The organism is Pseudomonas sp., assembly GCF_035554175.1.
Classification (GTDB): Bacteria; Pseudomonadota; Gammaproteobacteria; order Pseudomonadales; family Pseudomonadaceae; genus Aquipseudomonas.
In genome coordinates, this window is record NZ_DATMIV010000019.1 from 473,278 (window position 1) to 493,940 (window position 20,663).

Annotated in this window: 16 protein-coding genes; 7 read left to right on the forward strand and 9 right to left on the reverse strand. The window is 61.1% G+C overall.

Translation table 11 applies throughout. From position 1 onward, the window contains the following. Positions 1 to 56 precede the first annotated feature (56 nt). From VNV36_RS10405 to VNV36_RS10435, 7 genes are all read left to right on the forward strand, one after another. Entirely contained in the window at positions 57 to 1,217 is a 1,161-nt protein-coding gene (locus VNV36_RS10405) for an efflux RND transporter periplasmic adaptor subunit (protein WP_325717685.1), read from the forward strand. Next, entirely contained in the window at positions 1,214 to 4,315 is a 3,102-nt protein-coding gene (locus tag VNV36_RS10410; RefSeq protein WP_325717686.1) for a multidrug efflux RND transporter permease subunit, read from the forward strand. Before VNV36_RS10405 ends, VNV36_RS10410 begins: the two co-directional genes overlap by 4 nt. A gap of 7 nt (positions 4,316 to 4,322) precedes the next feature. Continuing rightward, positions 4,323 to 5,000, forward strand: coding sequence for a heavy metal response regulator transcription factor (locus tag VNV36_RS10415; protein WP_016773287.1), 678 nt, complete (start codon positions 4,323 to 4,325; stop codon positions 4,998 to 5,000). After that, positions 4,990 to 6,354: a heavy metal sensor histidine kinase gene (locus VNV36_RS10420; RefSeq protein ID WP_325717687.1), complete on the forward strand. Its 1,365-nt coding sequence runs from the start codon at positions 4,990 to 4,992 to the stop codon at positions 6,352 to 6,354. Before VNV36_RS10415 ends, VNV36_RS10420 begins: the two co-directional genes overlap by 11 nt. Positions 6,355 to 6,544: 190 nt before the next feature. Continuing rightward, positions 6,545 to 6,766, forward strand: coding sequence for a hypothetical protein (locus tag VNV36_RS10425; RefSeq protein WP_325717713.1), 222 nt, complete (start codon positions 6,545 to 6,547; stop codon positions 6,764 to 6,766). A 233-nt stretch (positions 6,767 to 6,999) separates the two neighbouring features. After that, positions 7,000 to 8,277, forward strand: coding sequence for an OprD family porin (locus VNV36_RS10430; RefSeq protein WP_414705506.1), 1,278 nt, complete (start codon positions 7,000 to 7,002; stop codon positions 8,275 to 8,277). A 195-nt stretch (positions 8,278 to 8,472) separates the two neighbouring features. After that, positions 8,473 to 9,981: a sensor domain-containing diguanylate cyclase gene (locus VNV36_RS10435; RefSeq protein WP_325717689.1), complete on the forward strand. Its 1,509-nt coding sequence runs from the start codon at positions 8,473 to 8,475 to the stop codon at positions 9,979 to 9,981. 163 nt (positions 9,982 to 10,144) lie between these two features. Here VNV36_RS10435 and lpxC read toward each other — a convergent pair whose 3' ends face one another. The 9 genes from lpxC to murD form a co-directional block, all read right to left on the reverse strand. Next, on the reverse strand, positions 10,145 to 11,056 hold the full coding sequence (gene lpxC / locus VNV36_RS10440) for a UDP-3-O-acyl-N-acetylglucosamine deacetylase (RefSeq protein ID WP_007916984.1): 912 nt from the start codon (positions 11,054 to 11,056) through the stop codon (positions 10,145 to 10,147). 112 nt (positions 11,057 to 11,168) lie between these two features. Beyond that, positions 11,169 to 12,365, reverse strand: a complete 1,197-nt coding sequence (ftsZ, locus tag VNV36_RS10445) for a cell division protein FtsZ (RefSeq protein ID WP_016773283.1) — start codon at positions 12,363 to 12,365, stop codon at positions 11,169 to 11,171. A 103-nt stretch (positions 12,366 to 12,468) separates the two neighbouring features. Then, a complete protein-coding gene (gene ftsA, locus VNV36_RS10450; protein ID WP_325717690.1) occupies positions 12,469 to 13,728 on the reverse strand; it encodes a cell division protein FtsA in 1,260 nt (419 codons plus the stop codon). 15 nt (positions 13,729 to 13,743) lie between these two features. After that, positions 13,744 to 14,610, reverse strand: coding sequence for a cell division protein FtsQ/DivIB (locus VNV36_RS10455; protein ID WP_039761388.1), 867 nt, complete (start codon positions 14,608 to 14,610; stop codon positions 13,744 to 13,746). 4 nt (positions 14,611 to 14,614) lie between these two features. Continuing rightward, positions 14,615 to 15,589, reverse strand: coding sequence for a D-alanine--D-alanine ligase (locus VNV36_RS10460; RefSeq protein ID WP_325717691.1), 975 nt, complete (start codon positions 15,587 to 15,589; stop codon positions 14,615 to 14,617). Further along, entirely contained in the window at positions 15,586 to 17,046 is a 1,461-nt protein-coding gene (murC, locus tag VNV36_RS10465) for a UDP-N-acetylmuramate--L-alanine ligase (protein ID WP_090286114.1), read from the reverse strand. Before murC ends, VNV36_RS10460 begins: the two co-directional genes overlap by 4 nt. Beyond that, entirely contained in the window at positions 17,039 to 18,109 is a 1,071-nt protein-coding gene (murG, locus tag VNV36_RS10470; RefSeq protein WP_325717692.1) for an undecaprenyldiphospho-muramoylpentapeptide beta-N-acetylglucosaminyltransferase, read from the reverse strand. The genes murC and murG overlap by 8 nt, the downstream gene beginning before the upstream one ends. Beyond that, positions 18,099 to 19,316, reverse strand: coding sequence for a putative lipid II flippase FtsW (ftsW, locus tag VNV36_RS10475; RefSeq protein ID WP_016773276.1), 1,218 nt, complete (start codon positions 19,314 to 19,316; stop codon positions 18,099 to 18,101). Before ftsW ends, murG begins: the two co-directional genes overlap by 11 nt. After that, positions 19,313 to 20,659 carry a UDP-N-acetylmuramoyl-L-alanine--D-glutamate ligase gene (gene murD / locus VNV36_RS10480; protein ID WP_325717693.1) on the reverse strand — a complete coding sequence of 449 codons (1,347 nt, stop codon included), beginning with the start codon at positions 20,657 to 20,659 and terminating at the stop codon, positions 19,313 to 19,315. Before murD ends, ftsW begins: the two co-directional genes overlap by 4 nt. Positions 20,660 to 20,663 lie beyond the last annotated feature (4 nt).

Genomic DNA, 20,663 nt, shown 5'->3' on the forward strand with positions numbered 1-20,663 from the left:
GCCAAACCCGTTTATAACTGGTCAATCTGCCCAAACTCCAGACTTCGGCGCCGCGCATGACCATTCAGAAAAACAAAATCCTGCTCGCCACTCTCTTGATCCTGCTGGCAGTCGCCGGCCTCTGGTTTGCACTCAAACCCACCCCGGCCAAACTGGCCAGCCCGACCGCCATCCCGGTGCGCGTGGTGACGGTCAGCGCCAAAGACGTGCCGCGTTACACCAGTGGCATCGGTTCGGTGCTCTCCCTGCACAGCGTGGTAGTGCGTCCGCAGATCGACGGTATCCTCACCAAAATCCTGGTCAAGGAAGGCCAACTGGTCAAAACCGGCGATCTGCTCGCGACCATTGACGATCGCTCAATTCGCGCCAGCCTCGATCAGGCCCGGGCGCAGTTGAGCGAGAGCCAGGCGCAGTTGCAAGTCGCGCAGGTCAACCTTAAGCGCTACAAACTGCTCAGTGTCGATGACGGCGTGTCGAAACAGACTTACGACCAGCAGCAGGCGCTGGTCAACCAGCTCAAAGCTACCGCCCAAGGCAATCAGGCCTCGATTGATGCGGCGCAAGTGCAACTGTCCTACACGCAGATTCGCTCCCCGGTCACCGGCCGCGTAGGCATTCGTACCGTGGATGAAGGCAATTTCCTGCGCATGACCGACACCCAAGGCCTGTTCACGGTCACTCAGATCGATCCGATCGCCGTCGAGTTCTCCCTGCCCCAGCAAATGCTGCCGACCCTGCAAAGCCTGATAAGCGATCCGCAACGCGCACCGGTCAAGGCTTACATCGGCGCCGACAGCGATGGCGAAACCGGCAATTTGCTCGGCGAAGGTCACTTGACCCTGATCGACAACCAGATCAACGCCAACACCGGCACCATCCGCGCCAAAGCCGAATTCACCAACGCCAGCCAGAAGCTGTGGCCGGGATTGCTGGTGACGGTAAAAATTCAGACGGCTGTGGATAAAGACGCGCTGGTCGTTCCGCCCACTGTCGTACAACGCGGGCTCGAGCAACATTTCGTTTATCGCGTGCGGGACGACAAGGTCGAGGCGGTGCCGGTGCAGATGGTTTACCAGAGCAGCGGTCAGGACATCATCAAAGGCGTCAGCGCCGGTGACGTGCTGGTGACCGATGGCCAGTCGCGGCTCAAACCAGGCTCGGTCGTGCAGGTCATGAGCGAGCCGCCGCAAGTGGTGCAGGCGGAGCCGAAACCATGACCTCGCACAAAGGCGTTTCGACGTGGTGCATCGATCACCCGGTAGCGACGATTCTGCTGACCATCGCTCTGGTTCTGGTCGGAGTGATTGCCTTCCCACGCTTGCCGATCGCACCACTGCCGGAAGCGGAATTTCCTACGATTCAAGTCTCGGCGCAGCTGCCCGGTGCCAGCCCCGACACCATGGCTTCCTCGGTGGCCACGCCGCTGGAGGTGCAATTCAGCGCCATCCCCGGCATGACCCAAATGACCTCGAGCAGTGCCTTGGGCTCAACGCTGCTGACCCTGCAATTCAGCCTCGACAAAAGCATCGACACCGCCGCCCAGGAAGTGCAGGCGGCTATCAATACCGCCGCCGGCAAACTGCCCAAGGACATGCCGACGCTGCCAACGTGGAAGAAAGTCAACCCGGCCGACAGCCCGGTGCTGATTCTCAGCGTCAGCTCGACACAGATGCCCGGCACCGAACTCAGCGACCTGGTGGAAACCCTGCTCGCCCGGCAGATCAGCCAGATCGACGGCGTCGGCCAGATCAATATCACCGGTCAGCAACGCCCGGCGATTCGCGTGCAGGCCTCGGCGGACAAACTCGCCGCCATCGGCCTGACCCTTGCTGACATCCGCCTGGCCATCCAACAGACCAGCCTCAACCTGGCCAAGGGTGCGCTGTACGGCGAGTCGAGCATTTCCACGCTGTCGACCAACGACCAGTTGTTCCACCCCGAGGACTACAGCCAACTCATCGTTTCCTACAAGGATGGCGCCCCGGTTCACCTGCGCGATGTCGCCAAAGTCGTCAACGGTGCGGAAGATGCCTACGTGCAGGCCTGGGCCGGTGATCGTCCGGGGGTGAATCTGGTGATCTCGCGCCAGCCCGGCGCCAACATCGTCGAGACCGTCGACCGCATTCAAGCCGCCCTGCCCGGCCTTGAAGCGATGCTGCCGGCCTCAGTGCAGGTGAAAACCCTGATCGATCGCACGCAGACCATCCGCGCCTCGCTGCATGAGGTCGAGATCACTTTGCTGATCGCAATCCTGCTGGTAGTCGCGGTGATGGCGCTGTTCCTGCGGCAGTTGTCGGCGACGCTGATTGTTTCGGCGGTGCTCGGCGTCTCGCTGGTCGCCAGTTTCGCGCTGATGTACGTCCTCGGTTTCAGCCTGAACAACCTGACGCTGGTGGCGATCGTCGTCGCGGTCGGCTTCGTCGTGGACGATGCGATTGTGGTGGTGGAGAACATTCACCGTCATCTCGAGGCCGGCGATGACATGCGCGAGGCGGCAATCAAAGGCGCCGGCGAGATCGGCTTCACCGTGGTGTCGATCAGCTTCTCGCTGGTGGCGGCGTTTATTCCGCTGCTGTTCATGGGCGGAGTCGTCGGGCGCTTGTTCAAGGAATTCGCCTTGACCGCGACCTCGACGATCATGATTTCCGTGGTGGTGTCACTGACCCTGGCGCCAACTCTCGCGGCGCTGTTCATGCGCAAACCGGTGCATCACACCAATGCCAGACCCGGCTTTAGTGAACGACTGCTCGGCTGGTACGAAAAAGGTCTGCGCCGTGCCCTCGACCACCAGAAACTCATGATCGGCGTGTTTGGTTTATCCCTGGCCCTGGCCGTCACCGGATACGTTTTGATCCCCAAAGGGTTTTTCCCGGTGCAGGACACCGGTTTCGTCCTCGGCACCACAGAAGCTGCTGCGGATATTTCCTACGGCGACATGGTGAAAAAACACTTGGCGATGGCCGAAATCGTTGCAGCTGATCCGGCGGTGCAGGCGTTTTCCCATTCGGTCGGTGTCTCCGGCAGTAACCAGACCATCGCCAACGGGCGCTTCTGGATCGCGCTGAAAAAACGTGGCGATCGTGATGTTTCAGCCAGCCAGTTCATCGACCGCATCCGCCCACAACTGATGAAAGTCCCCGGCATCGTCCTTTATTTGCGCGCAGGGCAAGACATCAACCTCAGCTCCGGCCCGAGCCGCGCGCAGTATCAGTACGTGCTCAAGAGCAATGACGGCGAGACGCTCGCCACGTGGACGCAGCGCCTGACCGAAAAACTGCGCAGCAACCCAGCGTTCCGCGACATTTCCAACGACCTGCAACTGGGCGGCAGCATCACTCACATCAGCATCGACCGCAGCGCAGCAGCGCGCTTCGGCCTGACCGCCAGCGATGTCGATGAATCACTCTACGACGCCTTCGGCCAACGGCAGATCAATGAATTCCAGACCCAGGTCAATCAATACAACGTGATCCTGGAACTGGACACCAGACAACGCGGCAAGGCCGAAAGCCTCAACTATTTCTATCTGCGCTCACCACTCAGCGGCGAGATGGTGCCACTGTCGGCGCTGGCCCGATTCGATGCGCCGACCATCGGCCCGTTGTCGATTGCCCACGACGGTATGTTCCCCGCCGCCAACCTGTCGTTCAACCTCGCCCCCGGCGTGGCACTGGGCGATGCGGTGATTCTGCTCAATCAGGCCAAGGCCGAAATCGGCATGCCCACCGCGATCAGCGGCAATTTTCAGGGCGCGGCGCAGGCGTTCCAGAGTTCGCTGGCCAGTCAGCCGTGGCTGATTCTCGCGGCCTTGGTGGCGGTGTACATCATTCTCGGCGTGCTTTATGAAAGCTTCGTCCATCCGCTGACGATCATCTCGACATTGCCGGCGGCAGGCCTCGGTGCGGTCATCATGCTGTGGATCTGCGGCCAGGACTTTTCGATCATGGCGCTGATCGGGCTGGTGCTGCTGATCGGTATCGTCAAGAAAAACGGCATCCTGATGATCGACTTCGCCCTCGAGGCGCAGCGCCAGCGCGGTCTGTCGCCGCAAGAGGCGATATTCGAGGCGTGCATCACACGGTTCCGGCCAATCATCATGACCACCCTCGCCGCCCTGCTCGGCGCCTTGCCGCTGATGCTCGGCTACGGCACCGGCGCCGAACTGCGCCAACCGTTGGGCATTGCCGTGGTCGGCGGTTTGCTGGTCAGCCAGATGCTGACGCTGTTCACCACGCCGGTCATATACTTATGGCTCGAGCGGCTGTTTCACCGGCCAAAACCTTTGCCTGCACCGGCACTGGCGACCACAGACTGAGGCGGTCATGCGCGTTCTGATTATCGAAGACGAAGAAAAAACCGCGGACTATCTGCACCGTGGCCTGACCGAACAGGGCTATACCGTGGATCTTGCCCGCGACGGTGTCGAAGGCCTGCATCTGGCGCTGGAATGCGATTACGCGGTGATCGTCCTCGACGTCATGTTGCCGGGGCTCGATGGCTTCGGCGTGCTGCGCGCATTGCGAGCGCGCAAACAGACTCCGGTGATCATGCTCACCGCCCGCGAGCGCGTTGAAGACCGTATCAAGGGCCTGCGCGACGGCGCTGACGATTACCTCGGCAAACCGTTTTCCTTCCTCGAACTGGTCGCCCGCCTGCAGGCGCTGACTCGGCGCAGCGGTGGCCACGAACCGGTGCAAGTGACCATCGCCGACCTGTGGATCGATTTGATCAGCCGCAAGGCGACCCGCGCCGGCACGCGCCTGGATCTGACGGCGAAAGAGTTTTCTTTGCTCAGTGTTCTCGCCCGACGCCAGGGCGAAATCCTCTCGAAAACCGCCATCGCCGAAATGGTCTGGGACATCAATTTCGACAGCGACGCCAACGTCGTCGAAGTGGCGATCAAACGCCTGCGCGCCAAGCTCGACGGGCCGTTCAACGAGAAACTGCTGCACACCATTCGCGGCATGGGTTATGTGCTGGAGAGCCGTGGTGTCCAGTAATTCGATTGCCTTGCGCCTCAGTGGAATGTTCACGCTGGTGGCGCTGCTGGTGTTCCTGTTGATCGGCGGCGCGCTGTATCAACAGGTCGACAAAGGCTTGGGCCTGTTGCCGGAAGCCGAGCTCGACGCGCGTTACAGCGTGCTCGAATCCACCGTCGGCCGCTACGGCACGCCCGAGCATTGGGTGAAGATCAACAACAAGCTCAAGCTGCTCGGCGAGGAAGACAAGCGCATCAGTTTCTGGATCAGCAGCGGCGATCCTCACTACGAATACGGCAACCTGACTGCGCAAATTCGCGCTGCCGCCAACGGCCCGTTGGGCATGCATGACTTGCATCTGCCCGACCAACCCTACCCGCTGAAAGTGCTGGTCAGTCAGTTTCCGGCCAAAGACCAGCGCCCGCCGCTGCGCTTTATGATCGGCATCGACACCGAGGCGCTGCATCAGACCCAGCATCATTTGTTGATCGCGCTGATCAGCCTGGCGATTGTCGGTGTGTTGCTGGCCTCGGCACTGGGTTACTGGGTGGCGCGCATTGGTCTGAAGCCGCTGATCAAACTGTCGCAGGAAGCCCAACGGCTGGCGCCGCCGTTACGCGCCGGACGCTTGCGTCTGTCGCCGCTGCCACCGGAGCTGGAGCAGTTTGTCGAGTCGTTCAACTCGACGCTGGAGCGGGTTGAACTGGCGTATTCACGACTGGAATCTTTCAATGCCGACGTCGCCCATGAACTGCGTTCGCCCCTGACCAACCTGATCGGCCAGACTCAGGTCGCGCTGACTCGCGGGCGCTCGGCCGAACATTATTTCGAAGTGCTGCAATCGAACCTCGAAGAGCTGGAACGACTGCGCTCGATCATCAACGACATGCTGTTTCTGGCCAGCGCCGATCAGGGCAACAAGGCGACCAAGCTGACCTCGACGTCACTGGCTGACGAGGTGGCGACGACGCTGGATTACCTGGATTTCATCCTTGAGGATGCGCAGGTTGAAGTGCAGGTCAACGGCGACGCGCAGGTGCAGATCGAGGTCGCGCATCTGCGCCGGGCGTTGATCAACTTGCTGAGCAACGCGGTCCAGCACACTGAACCGGGTCAGGTCATCGAGGTGCGCATCGAGGTGGACGATCATCAGGTGAGCATTGGCGTGGCTAACCCCGGTTCGCCGATTGCCAGCGAGCATCTGCCACGCTTGTTCGAACGCTTTTATCGGGTCGATGCTTCACGTAGCAACAGTGGCAATAACCACGGGCTGGGCCTTGCGATCGTCAAGGCGATTGCACTGATGCACGGCGGGGATGTGTTTGTGCGCAGTGACCGGGGGATGAATACCTTCGGCATCAACCTTCCGGTCTGAAAAAGATCAAAAGATCGCAGCCTTCGGCAGCTCCTACAGGTGTCCACCATTTTTCCGCAGGAGCTGCCGAAGGCTGCGATCTTTGCTTTTGCTGTAAAAGTCATTTATGAAAATCACGCTGTTTCCCATTCCTCGGCGACCTTATCTTGGCCCGCACCAAACAGCACTTGCCAAGCAAGAAGGTTTTCAAATGTCCAACAGTATGGGTATCGCCAGCGCGTTCGTTTTGTCCTCATTGATCCTGTCGCCGCTGGCGATGGCTGAAGAATCGCAAGCGTTCGTCGCGCACAACGTCGCTCGCGCCCAGGCATTCGATCAGCATCAGGGCGAAGTGATGGCCCGGGCTCAAGACGCCACGCAATCCCCGCAGGCCGCTGATTCTCAAGTTTTATCCGCAGAGAAAGACAGCTGAGTCGCACCGCGAAAGGTTTCCCTCGACGCGGTTGTTTGGCTCTTCCCGTTCAACCGTCGTCACTCCAGGCCGCTGCCGTTCAGCGGCCTTTTTTCGTTGTGGTCTGAAAGCCGTCTGGTGCGTCTGTAACAACAAGAAATATCAAGCCGCTCAAGAAACAGAGCGGCCCGCTGACCCAAGGAGCTCCACCGCACGTGTTTTACCCTGCCCGCCTTACCTCGCTGTTCATTGCAATGGCCGCAACGATTGTTCCCACCGCCCACGCCGACGAGCCTGCTGAACAAGGCTTCGTCGAAGGTTCGAGCTTCAACCTGAACGCCCGCAACTACTACATGAATCGCAACCGCTTGCAGCAAGCGGACGACAACATCGAGTGGGGCCAGGGTTTTCTCGGGGTGTTCCAGTCCGGTTATACCGAGGGCACGGTTGGCTTCGGTGTTGATGCCCACGCCATGCTCGGCCTGAAACTCGATGGCGGTGGCGGTACCGACGGTTCGAGCATCCTGCCGATCAGCGATGGTAACGGCAAAGCGCCGGGCTCGTTCTCGACCGCAGGCGGGACGCTCAAGCTGCGTGCATTCGATACCGAGTTGAAGGCCGGTGATCTGTTCCTCACCAACCCGGTAATTGCCGGCGGCGACACGCGCATGCTGCCGCAGACGTTTCGCGGCGTTCGTTTGACCAACCACAGTTTCGACGGCTGGCTGATCGAAGGTGGCCAGGCCAGTTTCACCAAGCCGTATAACCAGAGCGGTCACACGCGGATCGGTACGTCGTACGGCACGCTCGCCGATGGCGATGAGAGCCGGCACCTGAACTGGGCCGGTGTGGCCTGGAGCGGTGTCGAGGGTCTGACCAGCAGTCTTTATGCTTCCGAACTCAAGGACATCTGGAACCAGTACTACTACGACCTCGACTACACTTGGCAGTTGAATGACCTGCTCAGCCTCAACCCGGGCCTGCACTTCTATCACACCCAGGACACTGGCGATGCGCTGCTCGGCGACATCGACAACAACACCTGGAGCGCGCATCTCACCGTCGGCATCGGCAACCACAGCGTCACCGCCGCTTACCAGCGGGTCAACGGCAACACACCGTTCGACTACATCAGCCAAGGCGACAGCGTTTACCTGGACAACTCCCAGCAATACTCGGACTTCAACGGGCCGAACGAACGCTCGTGGAAGCTCAAGTACGCCTATGACTTTAGCGGTGTCGGCATGCCGGGGCTGACCTCGGCGTTGTCCTACTCACGCGGCACGGTCGACCTGACCAAAGCCGACCCGGACAGCGCAGGCTATTCCAGCTGGTACAGCGAAGATGGCCGTAACGCCAGACACTGGGAGCGCGATATCGATTTGAAATACGTTGTGCAAAGCGGCCAGGCCAAGGACTTGGCTGTGCGCCTGCAATGGGCGACCAACCGTGGCGGCAACGGCTACGGCGCGATTGATTCGGATACAGATGAATACCGCGTGATCATCGACTACCCGGTCAACGTCTTCTAAGATCGCTACCAGGCTGAAGCTCAATCAACATTGAACCTGTTGCAGGTAGTTCCTCTGTAGGAGCTGCCGAAGGCTGCGATCTTTTGATTTTCAAGAGCAAGATCAAAAGATCGCAGCCTTCGGCAGCTCCTACAGTGGGAGAACAGGCTCGCTGTGCAGCTACGCTTATAAGATCCCCTCAACCGAACCCCCATCATGATCGCGAGCCGTACCCCACCCGTTGCGGGCAAGACCGGACGCCCGGAGCTGCTGCTGATCTGCGGCAGTTTGCTGACCGTCATCGCGATTTTGTGCATCGTCACTTTCCTGCTGATCCGCGAGCACACCAGTGCGCAGGAAGCCGCCACCCGCCGCGCCACCACCATCGCGCAGTTGATCGACGCCGATGTGCTGCGCACTGTCGAGCTGTACGACTTGACGCTGCAAGGCCTGATCGCTGCCGCACAGCGTGACGATCTGCAGAACGTCTCGCCGCAGATCCGTCATCTGGCGCTGTTCGACCGCTCGACCACCGCGCGCTTCAAAGGCGACATCCTGCTGCTCGACAAGCATGGCGAGGTGATCGCCGACTCCTCGCGAATAGAGCCGAAACCGGGCAATTTCGCCGACCGGGATTATTTCCTCGCCCATGCGTTCAACCGCGACATGGGCATGTTCATCAGCCGACCATTCAAGACCCGTTGCGACTGCGACGAGGCTGACCAGTGGCGGATCAGCTTCAGCCGGCGGATTGCTTCGCAGACCGGCGAATTCCTCGGCGTGGCCGTGGCGTCGTTGAAGCTCGACTACTTCGACGACCTGTTCAAAAGCCTCGACATCGGCACCGACAGCACATTGAACATCATCAACAGCGACGGTGTTCTGCTCGCGCAGAAGCCGTACCTGCAAAGTGATTCAGTGGGCAAGAGCTTCGGCAATCGGCCCAATGTCGTGCGGATTCTCAACGACCGTGATGGCAGCGGCAGCTTCACCAGCACCTCCAGCATGGATAACCAACGCCGGCTCTATACCTATTCACGGGTCGGCAATCTGCCGTTGACGGTGATGGTGGCGCTGTCCAGCGATGAAGTGTTCGGCACCTGGCGACGCACCGCGATATTGATCAGTGGCGCCACCGGCGTGCTGTGCGTCGGACTGTTGTGGCTGACCTGGCTGCTTGCGCGGGAGCTGCGTTTGCGCCACCGCGCCGAACGCGAACTTTCACAACTGGCCGCCACCGACGATCTGACCGGTGTGGCCAACCGGCGCATGCTCGATCAGACCCTGCGCCACGAGTGGTTCCGCGCCCAGCGCTCGGGCCAGCCGTTGTCGGTGATGATGATCGACGCCGACCATTTCAAGGCCTTCAATGACCGCCATGGCCATCAGGCTGGCGATCAGGTCTTGCGCGAACTGGCCAGGGTAATCACCGCGAATGTGCGACGTCCGGCGGATCTGGTCGCGCGTTATGGTGGCGAAGAATTTTCGGTGATTGTCGCTGAGACTGACAGCGCGGGTGCCCAGCAGATCGCCGAGCAGATTCGCCAGGCTGTGGAAAACTTGCCTTGGGCCGAGGGCGCTGAGCGGGCGATGACCGTGAGTATCGGCATCGCCACTTGGACATCGGCGAGCGAGATGACCTTGGAGCAGCTGTTGTTTGCGGCGGACAAAGCGTTGTATCAGGCCAAGGAAGGCGGGCGCAATCGCGTTGTAGTGTCAGCTTAAAGTCAAAAGATCGCAGCCTTCGGCAGCTCCTACATTTGGAATGCGGTATACCTGCCGGAGCTGCCGAAGGCTCGGGCCGCGATCGGACGACCTTTTGCTTTTGAAAGGGCATAAAAAAAGGCCATCCAAGGATGGCCTTCAAAAAACTAGAGAGGTTTTTTACTTACACGGCCGCTACCGGGCGCATGTAAGAGATCGGTGCGGTGCTGGCGTCTTCGAACGTCACCACTTCCCAGGCATCTGTCTGCTCAATCAATTTGCGCAGCAGCTGGTTGTTCAGTGCATGACCGGACTTGAAGCCTTTGAACTCACCAATCAGGCTGTTGCCCAGCAGGTACAGGTCGCCAATCGCATCAAGGATCTTGTGTTTGACGAATTCGTCTTCATAACGCAGACCGTCTTCATTCAACACACCATCCGCATCGACCACGATTGCGTTTTCCACGCTGCCGCCGAGTGCGAGGTTGTGCTTGCGCAGGTACTCGATGTCACTCATGAAACCAAAGGTACGGGCGCGGCTGACTTCTTTTACGAACGAAGTGCTGGAAAAATCCACGCTTGCACTCTGGGTGCGGTCCCGGAATACCGGGTGATCGAAGTCGATCTCGAAACTCACCTTGAAGCCTTCGAAAGGGACGAAAGTGGCGCGCTTGTCGCCGTCTTCCACTGTCACTTCACGCAGGATGCGGATGAATTTCTTGGCGGCGTCCTGCTCTTCCAGGCCAGCCGATTGAATCAGGAATACGAAGGGTCCAGCGCTGCCATCCATGATCGGGACTTCGGACGCGGAGAGCTCGACGTAGGCGTTATCGATGCCCAGGCCAGCCATGGCCGAGAGCAAGTGCTCTACCGTGTCCACTTTGACGTCGCCATTGATCAGCGTTGTCGACATAGTGGTTTCACCGACGTTTTCCGCGCGGGCAGGAATCTGCACCACAGGGTCGAGGTCAGCGCGACAAAACACAATGCCAGTGTCGACAGGCGCAGGCTTGAGGGTCAGATAGACCTTCTCACCGGAGTGCAGGCCTACACCTGTGGCACGGATAATATTTTTCAGTGTGCGTTGTTTAATCATGGCTTGGGCCGCTTCAGCGCAAATTGCGAACTGGTATCAACAAAGGCTGGCGATGATAGCAGACCATGCCTTTGCTGAACACCAATCACCTTCATAGCCCTGATACATTCCATCAATCGGCCTGACGACGCAGAAATGCCGGAATGTCCAGGTAGTCCAGGTCATCCTGCGGATTCATCTTCGCGGCAGCCGCAGCACCGGCCTGAGCCTGGTTGCGCATGACGGTCGGACGGTCCAGATCACGGTAGTTCACCGCTGGCTGCTCCTGACGGGCCGGAGCCGGTTGTTGCACCTGAGCAGAAGCCATCGAGGTGTGAACGGTGTTGTCGATGACCTTCACAGGCTTCTCGATTTTCGCGCCCAGACCGGTGGCAACCACGGTTACATGCAGCTCATCGCGCATGTCCGGATCGATAACGGTACCGACCTTGACCATGGCGTGCTCGGAAGCGAAGGCTTCGATGATCGAACCGACGTCGGAGTATTCACCCAGGGACAGGTCAGGACCTGCGGTGATGTTCACCAGAATGCCGCGTGCGCCTTGCAGGTTCACGTCTTCCAGCAGCGGGTTGCGGATGGCCGCTTCAGTGGCTTCACGTGCGCGGTTCGGACCGCTGGCGCAGCCAGTGCCCATCATTGCCATGCCCATTTCACTCATCACGGTACGTACGTCGGCGAAGTCGACGTTGATCATGCCCGGACGCTTGATGATGTCGGAGATACCGCGAACGGCACCGGCCAGTACATCGTCAGCCTTGGCGAAAGCCGACAGCAGGCTGGCGTCTTTGCCGAGGATGGTCAGCAGCTTCTCGTTCGGGATGGTGATCAGCGAGTCGACGCTTTCCGAGAGCATGCGAATGCCTTCGTCGGCGATCTGCATACGCTTGCGACCTTCGAACGGGAACGGACGGGTCACGACCGCAACGGTCAGAATGCCCATTTCCTTGGCCACTTCGGCGATGATCGGCGCTGCACCGGTACCGGTACCGCCGCCCATGCCGGTGGTGATGAACACCATGTTGGTGCCGGCCAGCACTTCAGCGATGCGCTCGCGGTCTTCCAGAGCGGCTTGACGGCCGACTTCAGGGTTGGCGCCGGCACCCAGGCCTTTGGTTACGCCGGTACCCAGTTGCAGGATGGTCCGCGCGCCGATGTTTTTCAGCGCCTGAGCGTCGGTGTTGGCGCAGATGAACTCAACGCCTTCGATGTTGCTCTTGACCATGTGATTGACAGCGTTGCCGCCGCCACCGCCGACACCGATAACTTTGATTACCGGGCTTGCGGGGATGTTGTCTACGAGTTCGAACATTTTCCCTCTCCTTACATTCTCTAGTTTTTTCGCCTACTGCTGTTTGTAGCGGTGTATCTACTGCAGTTGCTTGCCGCTTGAAGCTTGTCGCTTCAAGCTGCTTTTAAAAATTGCCCTGAACCCACTTTTTCAGTCGGTCCAGCAGCGGCGCCTGAGGCTCGTCGCTGCTGTAGCTGTCGCGGCTGCCGATGCCGGAGAACGAAACTCCGTCGGACTGCTTCTGCAGGCCGTACATCAACAAACCGACGCCAGTGGAATAAATCGGGTTGCGCACCACGTCATCCAGGCCTTTCACGCCATGCGGCACACCGAGGCGGACCGGCATGTGGAAAATTTCCTCGGCCAGTTCGGTCGCGCCTTCCATCTTCGACGTACCGCCGGTGAGGACGATGCCGGCCGGGATCAGGTCTTCGTAACCGCTGCGACGCAGTTCGGCCTGGATCAGGGTGAACAGTTCGTCGTAACGCGGCTCGACCACTTCGGCCAGGGCCTGACGCGACAGTTCGCGCGGCGGACGGTCGCCGACGCTTGGCACCTTGATGGTTTCGCCGGCACCGGCCAGTTTGGCCAGGGCGCAGGCGTAACGGATCTTGATCTCTTCGGCGTACTGGGTCGGGGTGCGCAGCGCCATGGCGATGTCGTTGGTCACTTGATCACCGGCAATCGGGATCACTGCGGTGTGGCGGATTGCGCCTTCGGTGAAGATCGCGATGTCGGTGGTGCCGCCGCCGATGTCGACCAGGCAAACGCCCAGTTCTTTCTCGTCGTCGGTCAGTACCGAATAGGCCGAGGCCAGTTGCTCAAGAATGATGTCGTCGATTTCCAGACCGCAGCGACGCACGCATTTTTCAATGTTCTGTGCGGCGTTAACGGCGCAGGTGACTACGTGAACCTTGGCTTCCAGACGCACGCCGGACATGCCCAATGGTTCGCGCACGCCTTCCTGGTTATCGATCACGTAATCCTGCGGCAGGGTGTGCAGCACGCGCTGGTCAGCCGGAATCGCCACCGCCTGAGCTGCGTCGAGCACACGCTCAAGGTCAGCCGAGCTGACTTCGCGATCACGGATCGCGACGATGCCGTGGGAGTTCAGGCTGCGGATGTGATTGCCGGCCACGCCGACAAACGCCGAGTGAATGCGGCAGCCGGCCATCAGCTGGGCTTCTTCGATCGCGCGCTGGATCGACTGCACGGTGGATTCGATGTTGACCACCACGCCCTTCTTCAGGCCGCGGGACGGATGCGTGCCGATCCCGACGATTTCCAGCTGGCCGTCGTCCGCGACCTCGCCTACCAGCGCCACCACTTTGGAGGTGCCGATATCCAGACCGACGATCATTTTGCCGCTTTGCACGTTTGCCATGGGTCCTGCCTCTTCTTAATTCTTTGCGACAGCGGGTTGGGCTGTCGTCGGCGCTACGGGTTCCCGCCAGCCAACAGCGAGGCCGTTGGCGTAGCGCAGATCGATGCGCGCAATGTTCGTAATCTGCTCTTTCAGCGTCTTGTCATAGATGGCGATGAAGCGGCGCATCTTTTCCACCAGGTTGCCGCGTCCCAGCAGCAACTCGATGCCGGGGCCGGAACTGCCGGCACCGGTGGTCAGGAACCAGCTGCCGCGTTCACGCAATTCCAGGCGTGCAATCGAAAAACCCAGTGGCCGCAGCATCTGGCTCAGCACCTGATACTGCTGCATCACCTGCTGCTGGGCCCGTTGTGGGCCGAACAGCTGCGGCAGGTGTTCGTAGTTCGCCAGCTCCTTGGGCGTGAACGCCTGGCCCTGGTTGTTCAGCAGCGACTCGTCGCCCCAACGGGCCACGGGCAGTTGCTCTTCGAGGCGGATCACCACCTGATCCGGCCATACCCGGCGCACTTCGGCGTGGGCGATCCACGGCATCTGCTCCAGCTCGGTACGCATACCGGCGAGGTCGATGGTGAAGAAACTCGACGCAACGAACGGCGCGATCCGCTGCTGCACCGCCTGCTGGCTGATGTAGCTGAGGTCGCCCTGCACCGCGATCTTGCTGATCGGCCGGTCGGCGTACGGCAGCAAACGCTGCGCGCCTTCATAGGTGCCAAAGCCGAGCGCCACCAGCAGCACCGGCCAGAACAGACTTTTCAGAAAGCTGAAATTGGCTTTCGGCAGGCGCGCGGACATCGGCTCTTTCGCCACCATTCGGCTGGCACCCCGCGGCACCGGCTTGCGGCCGGGTGCGGGTGGCTGATGTCTGAGATGAGCGCCTTGCATGGTCTTAACCTCGCGCCTCGGTCTGGCCTGCGTCTTCAACGCTGGCCGCCAGAATGGCCAGAACCAGTTGCTGGAAATCCAGGCCGGCGGCACGCGCCGCCATTGGCACCAGGCTGTGATCGGTCATGCCCGGTGCGGTGTTGACTTCGAGAAACCAGAACTGCCCGTCGGCGTCCTGCATCACATCCGCGCGGCCCCAACCGGCAATACCCAGCGCCTCACAGGCCTTGGCCGTGAGTTCCATGAGTTCCTGTTCCTTGGCCGCGTCCAGCCCGCACGGAATGCGGTACTGGGTATCGTTGGCGATGTACTTGGCGTCGTAGTCGTAAAACGTGTGCGGTGTACCCAGGGCGATTGGAGGCAACACCTGGTCACGCAGGGTGGCGATGGTGAACTCCGGACCTTGAATCCATTGCTCGACCAACACTTGCGAATCGTAGGTACTGGCCGCTTTCCATGCGTCGATCAACTCGGACGCAGAATTCACTTTGGCCATCCCGATACTTGAACCTTCATGCGCCGGTTTGACGATCAAAGGCAAGCCCAGTTCCGTCGCTGCCGAAATACAATCGGCTTCGCTGCACAGCACGGCGTGACGCGGCGTCGGAATGCCGAGGCTGTGCCAGACCTGCTTGGTGCGCAGTTTGTCCATCGCCAGGGCCGAGGCAAGGATGCCGCTGCCGGTGTACGGAATGCCTGCGCACTCGAGCAGGCCCTGCATGCTGCCGTCTTCACCGCCACGACCGTGGAGAATGATGAACGCGCGATCAATCTTTTCGCTGAGCAGACGCTGCAGGAAATCCTCGCCCACATCGATGCCGAACGCGTCCACGCCAGCGCTTTGCAGCGCCTCGAGCACGGCGTTACCGGATTTCAGCGACACTTCACGCTCGGCGCTCAGGCCGCCGAACAGTACGGCGACGCGGCCGAAGTCTTTCGGCGCGATGGTGGAAAACAGCTTGGCGTAGGCAGCAGTCATTTCAACTTCCCCTCGACCGACGCCGCCACGGCGCCGGCGAACAACTCACTTTTCAACAGTTTCGGTGCGAGACCACCGATATCACCGGCGCCCTGGCACAACAGAATGTCGCCGGCGCGCAGCAGCGGCTTCACCAGCGGCGCCAGATCGACGCCCCGCTCGATGTAGATCGGGTCGAGCTGACCGCGCTGACGGATGCTGTTGCACAGCTTGCGGCTGTCGGCACCCGGGATCGGCTCTTCGCCGGCCGGATAGACTTCCATCAGCAGCAGCACGTTGGCGTCGGCCAGTACATTGACGAAATCGTCGTACAGATCGCGAGTGCGGCTGTAGCGGTGCGGCTGGTAGACCATCACCAGACGGCGCTCCGGCCAGCCGCCGCGTACGGCTTTGATCACCGCTGCGACTTCGGTCGGGTGGTGACCATAGTCATCGACCAGCATCACGTTGCCGCCGTCCACCGGCAGTTCGCCGTAGACCTGGAAGCGCCGACCGACCCCCTGGAAGCCTGAAAGGCCCTGCACGATGGCCTCATCGCTGACGCCTTCGTCGGTGGCGATGCAGATGGTGGCCAGCGAGTTGAGCACGTTGTGGTTGCCGGGCATGTTCACCGACACTTCCAGCGGCTCACGATCCGGGCGCAGCACGGTGAAGAACGTCTGCATGCCTTGCTGGCGCACGTTGATCGCGCGCACGTCGGCGTCTTCGCTGAAGCCGTAGGTCACCGTCGGACGTTTCACCAGCGGCAGGATTTCACGCACCACCGGATCGTCCAGGCACATCACCGCCAGCCCGTAGAACGGGAGGTTGTGCAGGAATTCGACGAAGGTTTTCTTCAGTTTGTTGAAGTCACCGTCGTAGGTCGCCATGTGGTCGGCGTCAATGTTGGTGACCACGGCCACCAGCGGCTGCAGATGCAGAAAACTCGCATCGCTCTCGTCGGCTTCGGCGATCAGGTAACGGCTGGTGCCGAGCTGGGCATTGGTGCCCGCCGCGTTCAGACGACCACCAATCACGAATGTCGGGTCCAGACCACCGGCCGCGAACACCGAAGCGATCAGGCTGGTGGTGGTGGTTTTGCCGTGGGTGCCGGCGACGGCGATGCCGTGGCGATAGCGCATCAGCTCGGCGAGCATTTCCGCGCGCGGCACCACCGGTATACGGCGCTCAAGGGCAGTCGCCACTTCCGGGTTGGAGGTGTTCACCGCGCTCGACACTACCAGCACGTCAGCGGCTGCAGCGTTCTCGGCACGGTGGCCGATGAAGATCTGTGCACCGAAGGATTCCAGACGCTCGGTGACCGGTGACGCCTTCAGGTCGGAACCGGAGACTTGATAGCCCAGGTTCAACAACACTTCAGCGATACCGCACATGCCCACGCCGCCGATACCGACGAAGTGAATACGGCGGATGCGGCGCATTTCCGGTTGGGGCATGGCTTTCTGATTCTCAACCATGGGCCACCTCCAGACAGGTATCGACCACGCTACGGGTGGCATCGGGTTTGGCCAGTCGGCGGGCCGCTTGGGCCATTGCTTCGAGTCGTTGCGGTTGCATCAAGACCTCTGTCAGGCGCGCGGCCAGGTCCGCGGCACCAGTCGTTCTTTGCGGCATCAGGAAGGCAGCGCCTTCGCGGGCCAAATAATCGGCATTGCGGGTCTGGTGATCGTCGATCGCGTGGGGCAAAGGCACCAGCATCGAGGGCAGACCGGCGGCCGCCAGCTCACTGATGGTCAGCGCGCCGGCGCGGCACACCACCAGGTCAGCCCAGCCATATGCCTGGGCCATGTCTTTGATGAACGGCTGCACCTGCGCGTCCACGCCCACGGCGCGGTATCGCTCGGCAGTCACTTCATCGTGATTTTTGCCGGCCTGATGAAACACTTCCGGGCGCAGGTCGGCAGCGACTTGGGCCAGGGCTTCAGGCAGCAATTTGTTCAACGGTTCTGCGCCCAGGCTGCCGCCAAGGATCAGCAAACGCGCTTTGCGCCCGGCCAGCGCCGGTCGCGATGTCTCGAGGAACAGCTCACTGCGCACCGGATTACCGGTGGTACGGCGGCTGTCCGACAGAGTAAAGGTGTCAGGGAACGCTTCACACACTCGGGCGGCGAACGGCACCAGCAACCGATTGGCGGTGCCGGCAACGGCGTTCTGCTCGTGAACGATCACCGGCACACCGGCCAGTTTCGCGGCAAGACCACCAGGACCGGTCACATAACCGCCGAAGCCGACCACGCACACAGGCTTCAGGCGACGCATGATCGCCCGCGCCTGCCACACCGATTTGAGCAGCATCAAAGGCGCCTTGAGCAGCGACAGCTTGCCCTTGCCGCGCAGACCGCTGGCGTTGATCCGGTGCAGCTCAAGACCTGCCGCCGGCACCAGTTCGTTTTCGATGCCCCGTGGCGTGCCGAGCCAGTGCACGGTGTAGCCGCGCGCCTGGAACTCGCGGGCACAGGCCAGCGCCGGGAACACGTGGCCGCCGGTACCGCCGGCCATGATCAACACGTTAGCGCCCATGAGTCGGCTCCTCGGCGAAGTCGCTCTCCTGGAATTCCATCTCTTCGCTGCCCAGGTGGGTTCGACTCTCCCACTCGATGCGCAGCAACAGGCCCAGACAGGCGCAGCAGATCACCAGCGAGCTGCCCCCGTAACTGAGGAACGGCAAGGTCAGGCCCTTTGTCGGCAGCAGGCCGACGTTCACACCGATGTTGATCAGGAACTGACCAATCCACAGGAACGACAGACCGTAAGCCACATAAGCGGCGAAGAACTGCTTGGCCTTCTCTGCCCACAGGCCGATGTACATGCCGCGAATACACACGAATACGAACAGTGCGACGGTGCACAGCGAACCCACGGCGCCGAGCTCTTCGGCGAGTACCGAGAATACGAAGTCGGTGTGCGCTTCCGGCAGGTAGAACTGCTTCTGCACGCTGTTGCCCAGGCCTACGCCCAGCCACTCGCCGCGACCGAAAGCAATCAAGGCTTGCGACAGTTGATAGCCGGCGCCGAACTGATCGGCCCACGGGTCGGCGAAGTTGGTCAGACGCGCCATTCGATACGGCTGCATCTGAATCAGCAAAACCACCGCGCCAACCGCCAGCACCACCATCAGCGAGAAACGGAACAGCCCGACTCCGCCAAGAAACAGCATCGCCGCCGCCGCGCCCATCATCACCACGGTGGCGCCGAAGTCCGGCTCCATCAGCAACAGCCCAGCCATTGGCAGCAGGACGATGAACGGCTTGAAGAAACCCATCCAGCTCTCGCGCACTTCTTTCTGCCGGCGCACCAGGTAACCGGCGAGGTAGATCACCACGAACACCTTGGCGATTTCCGACGGCTGCACGTTGAAGAAGCTGAAACCGATCCAGCGCATCGAACCGTTCACTTCACGACCGATGCCCGGGATGATCACCATCACCAGCAGGCCGAAAGCGCCGATCAGCATCATCCAGCCGAGGCGTTGCCAGGTGGCGATCGGGATCATCATGGTGACGATGCACGCGCCCAGCCCCAGCACCACATAAATGAGGTGGCGAATCATGTAGTACAACGGGCTGCCCGACTGCGCCGCCGCCACTTCCGTGGACGCCGAAGCAATCATGATCAGGCCCAGACCGAGCAGCGCCAGGCAACCGGCGAGCATCGGGAAGTCGAGGTCGATGCCACGCCCGGTGATCAGCGGCGACGGGTACGGCTTGATGATGTTTCTCAGGTTCATGCCAGTTCCTCCACAGCGCGGACGAACTGGTGACCACGGTCTTCATAATTCTTGAACATGTCGAAACTGGCGCAGGCCGGCGACAGCAGCACCACATCACCCGCTTGCGCGGCGGCGCGGCACTGCGCGACGGCGTCGACCAGCGAGGTCGCGCGGATCAACGGCACGGCATCGCCAATGGCCGCGCCGATCTTGTCGCTGTCGCGGCCCATCAGCACCACGGCGCGGCAGTTGGCCGCGACCGGGTCACGCAGATCGTTGAATTCGGCGCCCTTGCCATCACCGCCGGCGATCAGAATGACCTTGCCGTCGATGTCCGCACCGAGGCCTTCGATGGCGGCCAGAGCAGCGCCAACGTTGGTGGCTTTGGAATCGTTGTAATAGGCCACGCCGTCGAGATCGCGCACCCACTGGCAGCGATGTTCGAGGCCGGCAAACGTGCGCAACGCCGAGAGCATGGCATCGAATGGCAGCCCGACAGCGTGACCGAGCGCCAGCGCTGCAAGCGCATTGGACTGGTTGTGCGCGCCACGGATCTTCAGTTCACGCACCGGCATCAGGTTCTGGAATTCGAACGCGAGATACTTCTCGCCGTCCTCTTCGCGGATACCGAACGCCTTGAAATCCGGCTGGGTCAGGCCGAAGGTCCAGCATGGCTGACCTTCGCCCATCAGCGGCCGGGTCAGCGCGTCCTGACGATTCACCACGAACTGCTTCGCACCACGGAAGATCCGGTGCTTGGCCAGGTGATACGCCGGCAGACCGCTGTAGCGATCCATGTGGTCTTCGCTGATGTTCAGCACGGTGGCGACTTCGGCGTTGAGCTGGTCGGTGGTTTCCAGTTGAAAACTCGACAGCTCCATCACGTACAGCTCGACGTTATCGCTGAGCAGATCCAGCGCCGGAGTGCCGAGGTTGCCGCCGACGGCGACGCGCTTGCCCGCCGCAGCCGCCATCTCGCCGACCAGGGTAGTCACGGTGCTTTTCGCGTTGGAGCCGCTGATGGCCACGATCGGCGCCCGCGCGTTACGCGCGAACAGCTCGATGTCGCCGGACAGTTTCACGCCACGCGCGGCGGCCGCTTGCAGGGCCGGGGTCGCCAGCGCCAGGCCGGGGCTCACATAGAGCTCGTCGGCACGGCAGAGGAATTCGACGTCCAGCTCGCCACAACGCACTTCCACGTGCGGATAGTCACGCTTGAGCGTGGCCAGTTCCGGTGGATTTTCCCGCGTGTCCGCCACGGCAAACGACGTGCCCCGGTTCGCCAGGAAGCGAACCAGGGACATGCCGCTCTTGCCGAGGCCGACAACGATGCGGAAGTGGTCAGAAGCGATCAGAGACACTCGT

Bases quoted from the DNA above. Each gene is read 5' to 3' on its own strand.
- VNV36_RS10460 (WP_325717691.1), bottom strand. From the start codon at position 15,589: ATGACTGCTGCCTACGCCAAGCTGTTTTCCACCATCGCGCCGAAAGAC.
- ftsW (WP_016773276.1), bottom strand. From the start codon at position 19,316: ATGAACCTGAGAAACATCATCAAGCCGTACCCGTCGCCGCTGATCACC.
- VNV36_RS10430 (WP_414705506.1), top strand. From the start codon at position 7,000: ATGGCCGCAACGATTGTTCCCACCGCCCACGCCGACGAGCCTGCTGAA.
- VNV36_RS10415 (WP_016773287.1), top strand. From the start codon at position 4,323: ATGCGCGTTCTGATTATCGAAGACGAAGAAAAAACCGCGGACTATCTG.
- VNV36_RS10410 (WP_325717686.1), top strand. From the start codon at position 1,214: ATGACCTCGCACAAAGGCGTTTCGACGTGGTGCATCGATCACCCGGTA.
- VNV36_RS10405 (WP_325717685.1), top strand. From the start codon at position 57: ATGACCATTCAGAAAAACAAAATCCTGCTCGCCACTCTCTTGATCCTG.
- VNV36_RS10455 (WP_039761388.1), bottom strand. From the start codon at position 14,610: ATGCAAGGCGCTCATCTCAGACATCAGCCACCCGCACCCGGCCGCAAG.
- murC (WP_090286114.1), bottom strand. From the start codon at position 17,046: ATGGTTGAGAATCAGAAAGCCATGCCCCAACCGGAAATGCGCCGCATC.
- ftsA (WP_325717690.1), bottom strand. From the start codon at position 13,728: ATGGCAAACGTGCAAAGCGGCAAAATGATCGTCGGTCTGGATATCGGC.
- ftsZ (WP_016773283.1), bottom strand. From the start codon at position 12,365: ATGTTCGAACTCGTAGACAACATCCCCGCAAGCCCGGTAATCAAAGTT.
- VNV36_RS10425 (WP_325717713.1), top strand. From the start codon at position 6,545: ATGTCCAACAGTATGGGTATCGCCAGCGCGTTCGTTTTGTCCTCATTG.
- murG (WP_325717692.1), bottom strand. From the start codon at position 18,109: ATGGGCGCTAACGTGTTGATCATGGCCGGCGGTACCGGCGGCCACGTG.
- VNV36_RS10435 (WP_325717689.1), top strand. From the start codon at position 8,473: ATGATCGCGAGCCGTACCCCACCCGTTGCGGGCAAGACCGGACGCCCG.
- lpxC (WP_007916984.1), bottom strand. From the start codon at position 11,056: ATGATTAAACAACGCACACTGAAAAATATTATCCGTGCCACAGGTGTA.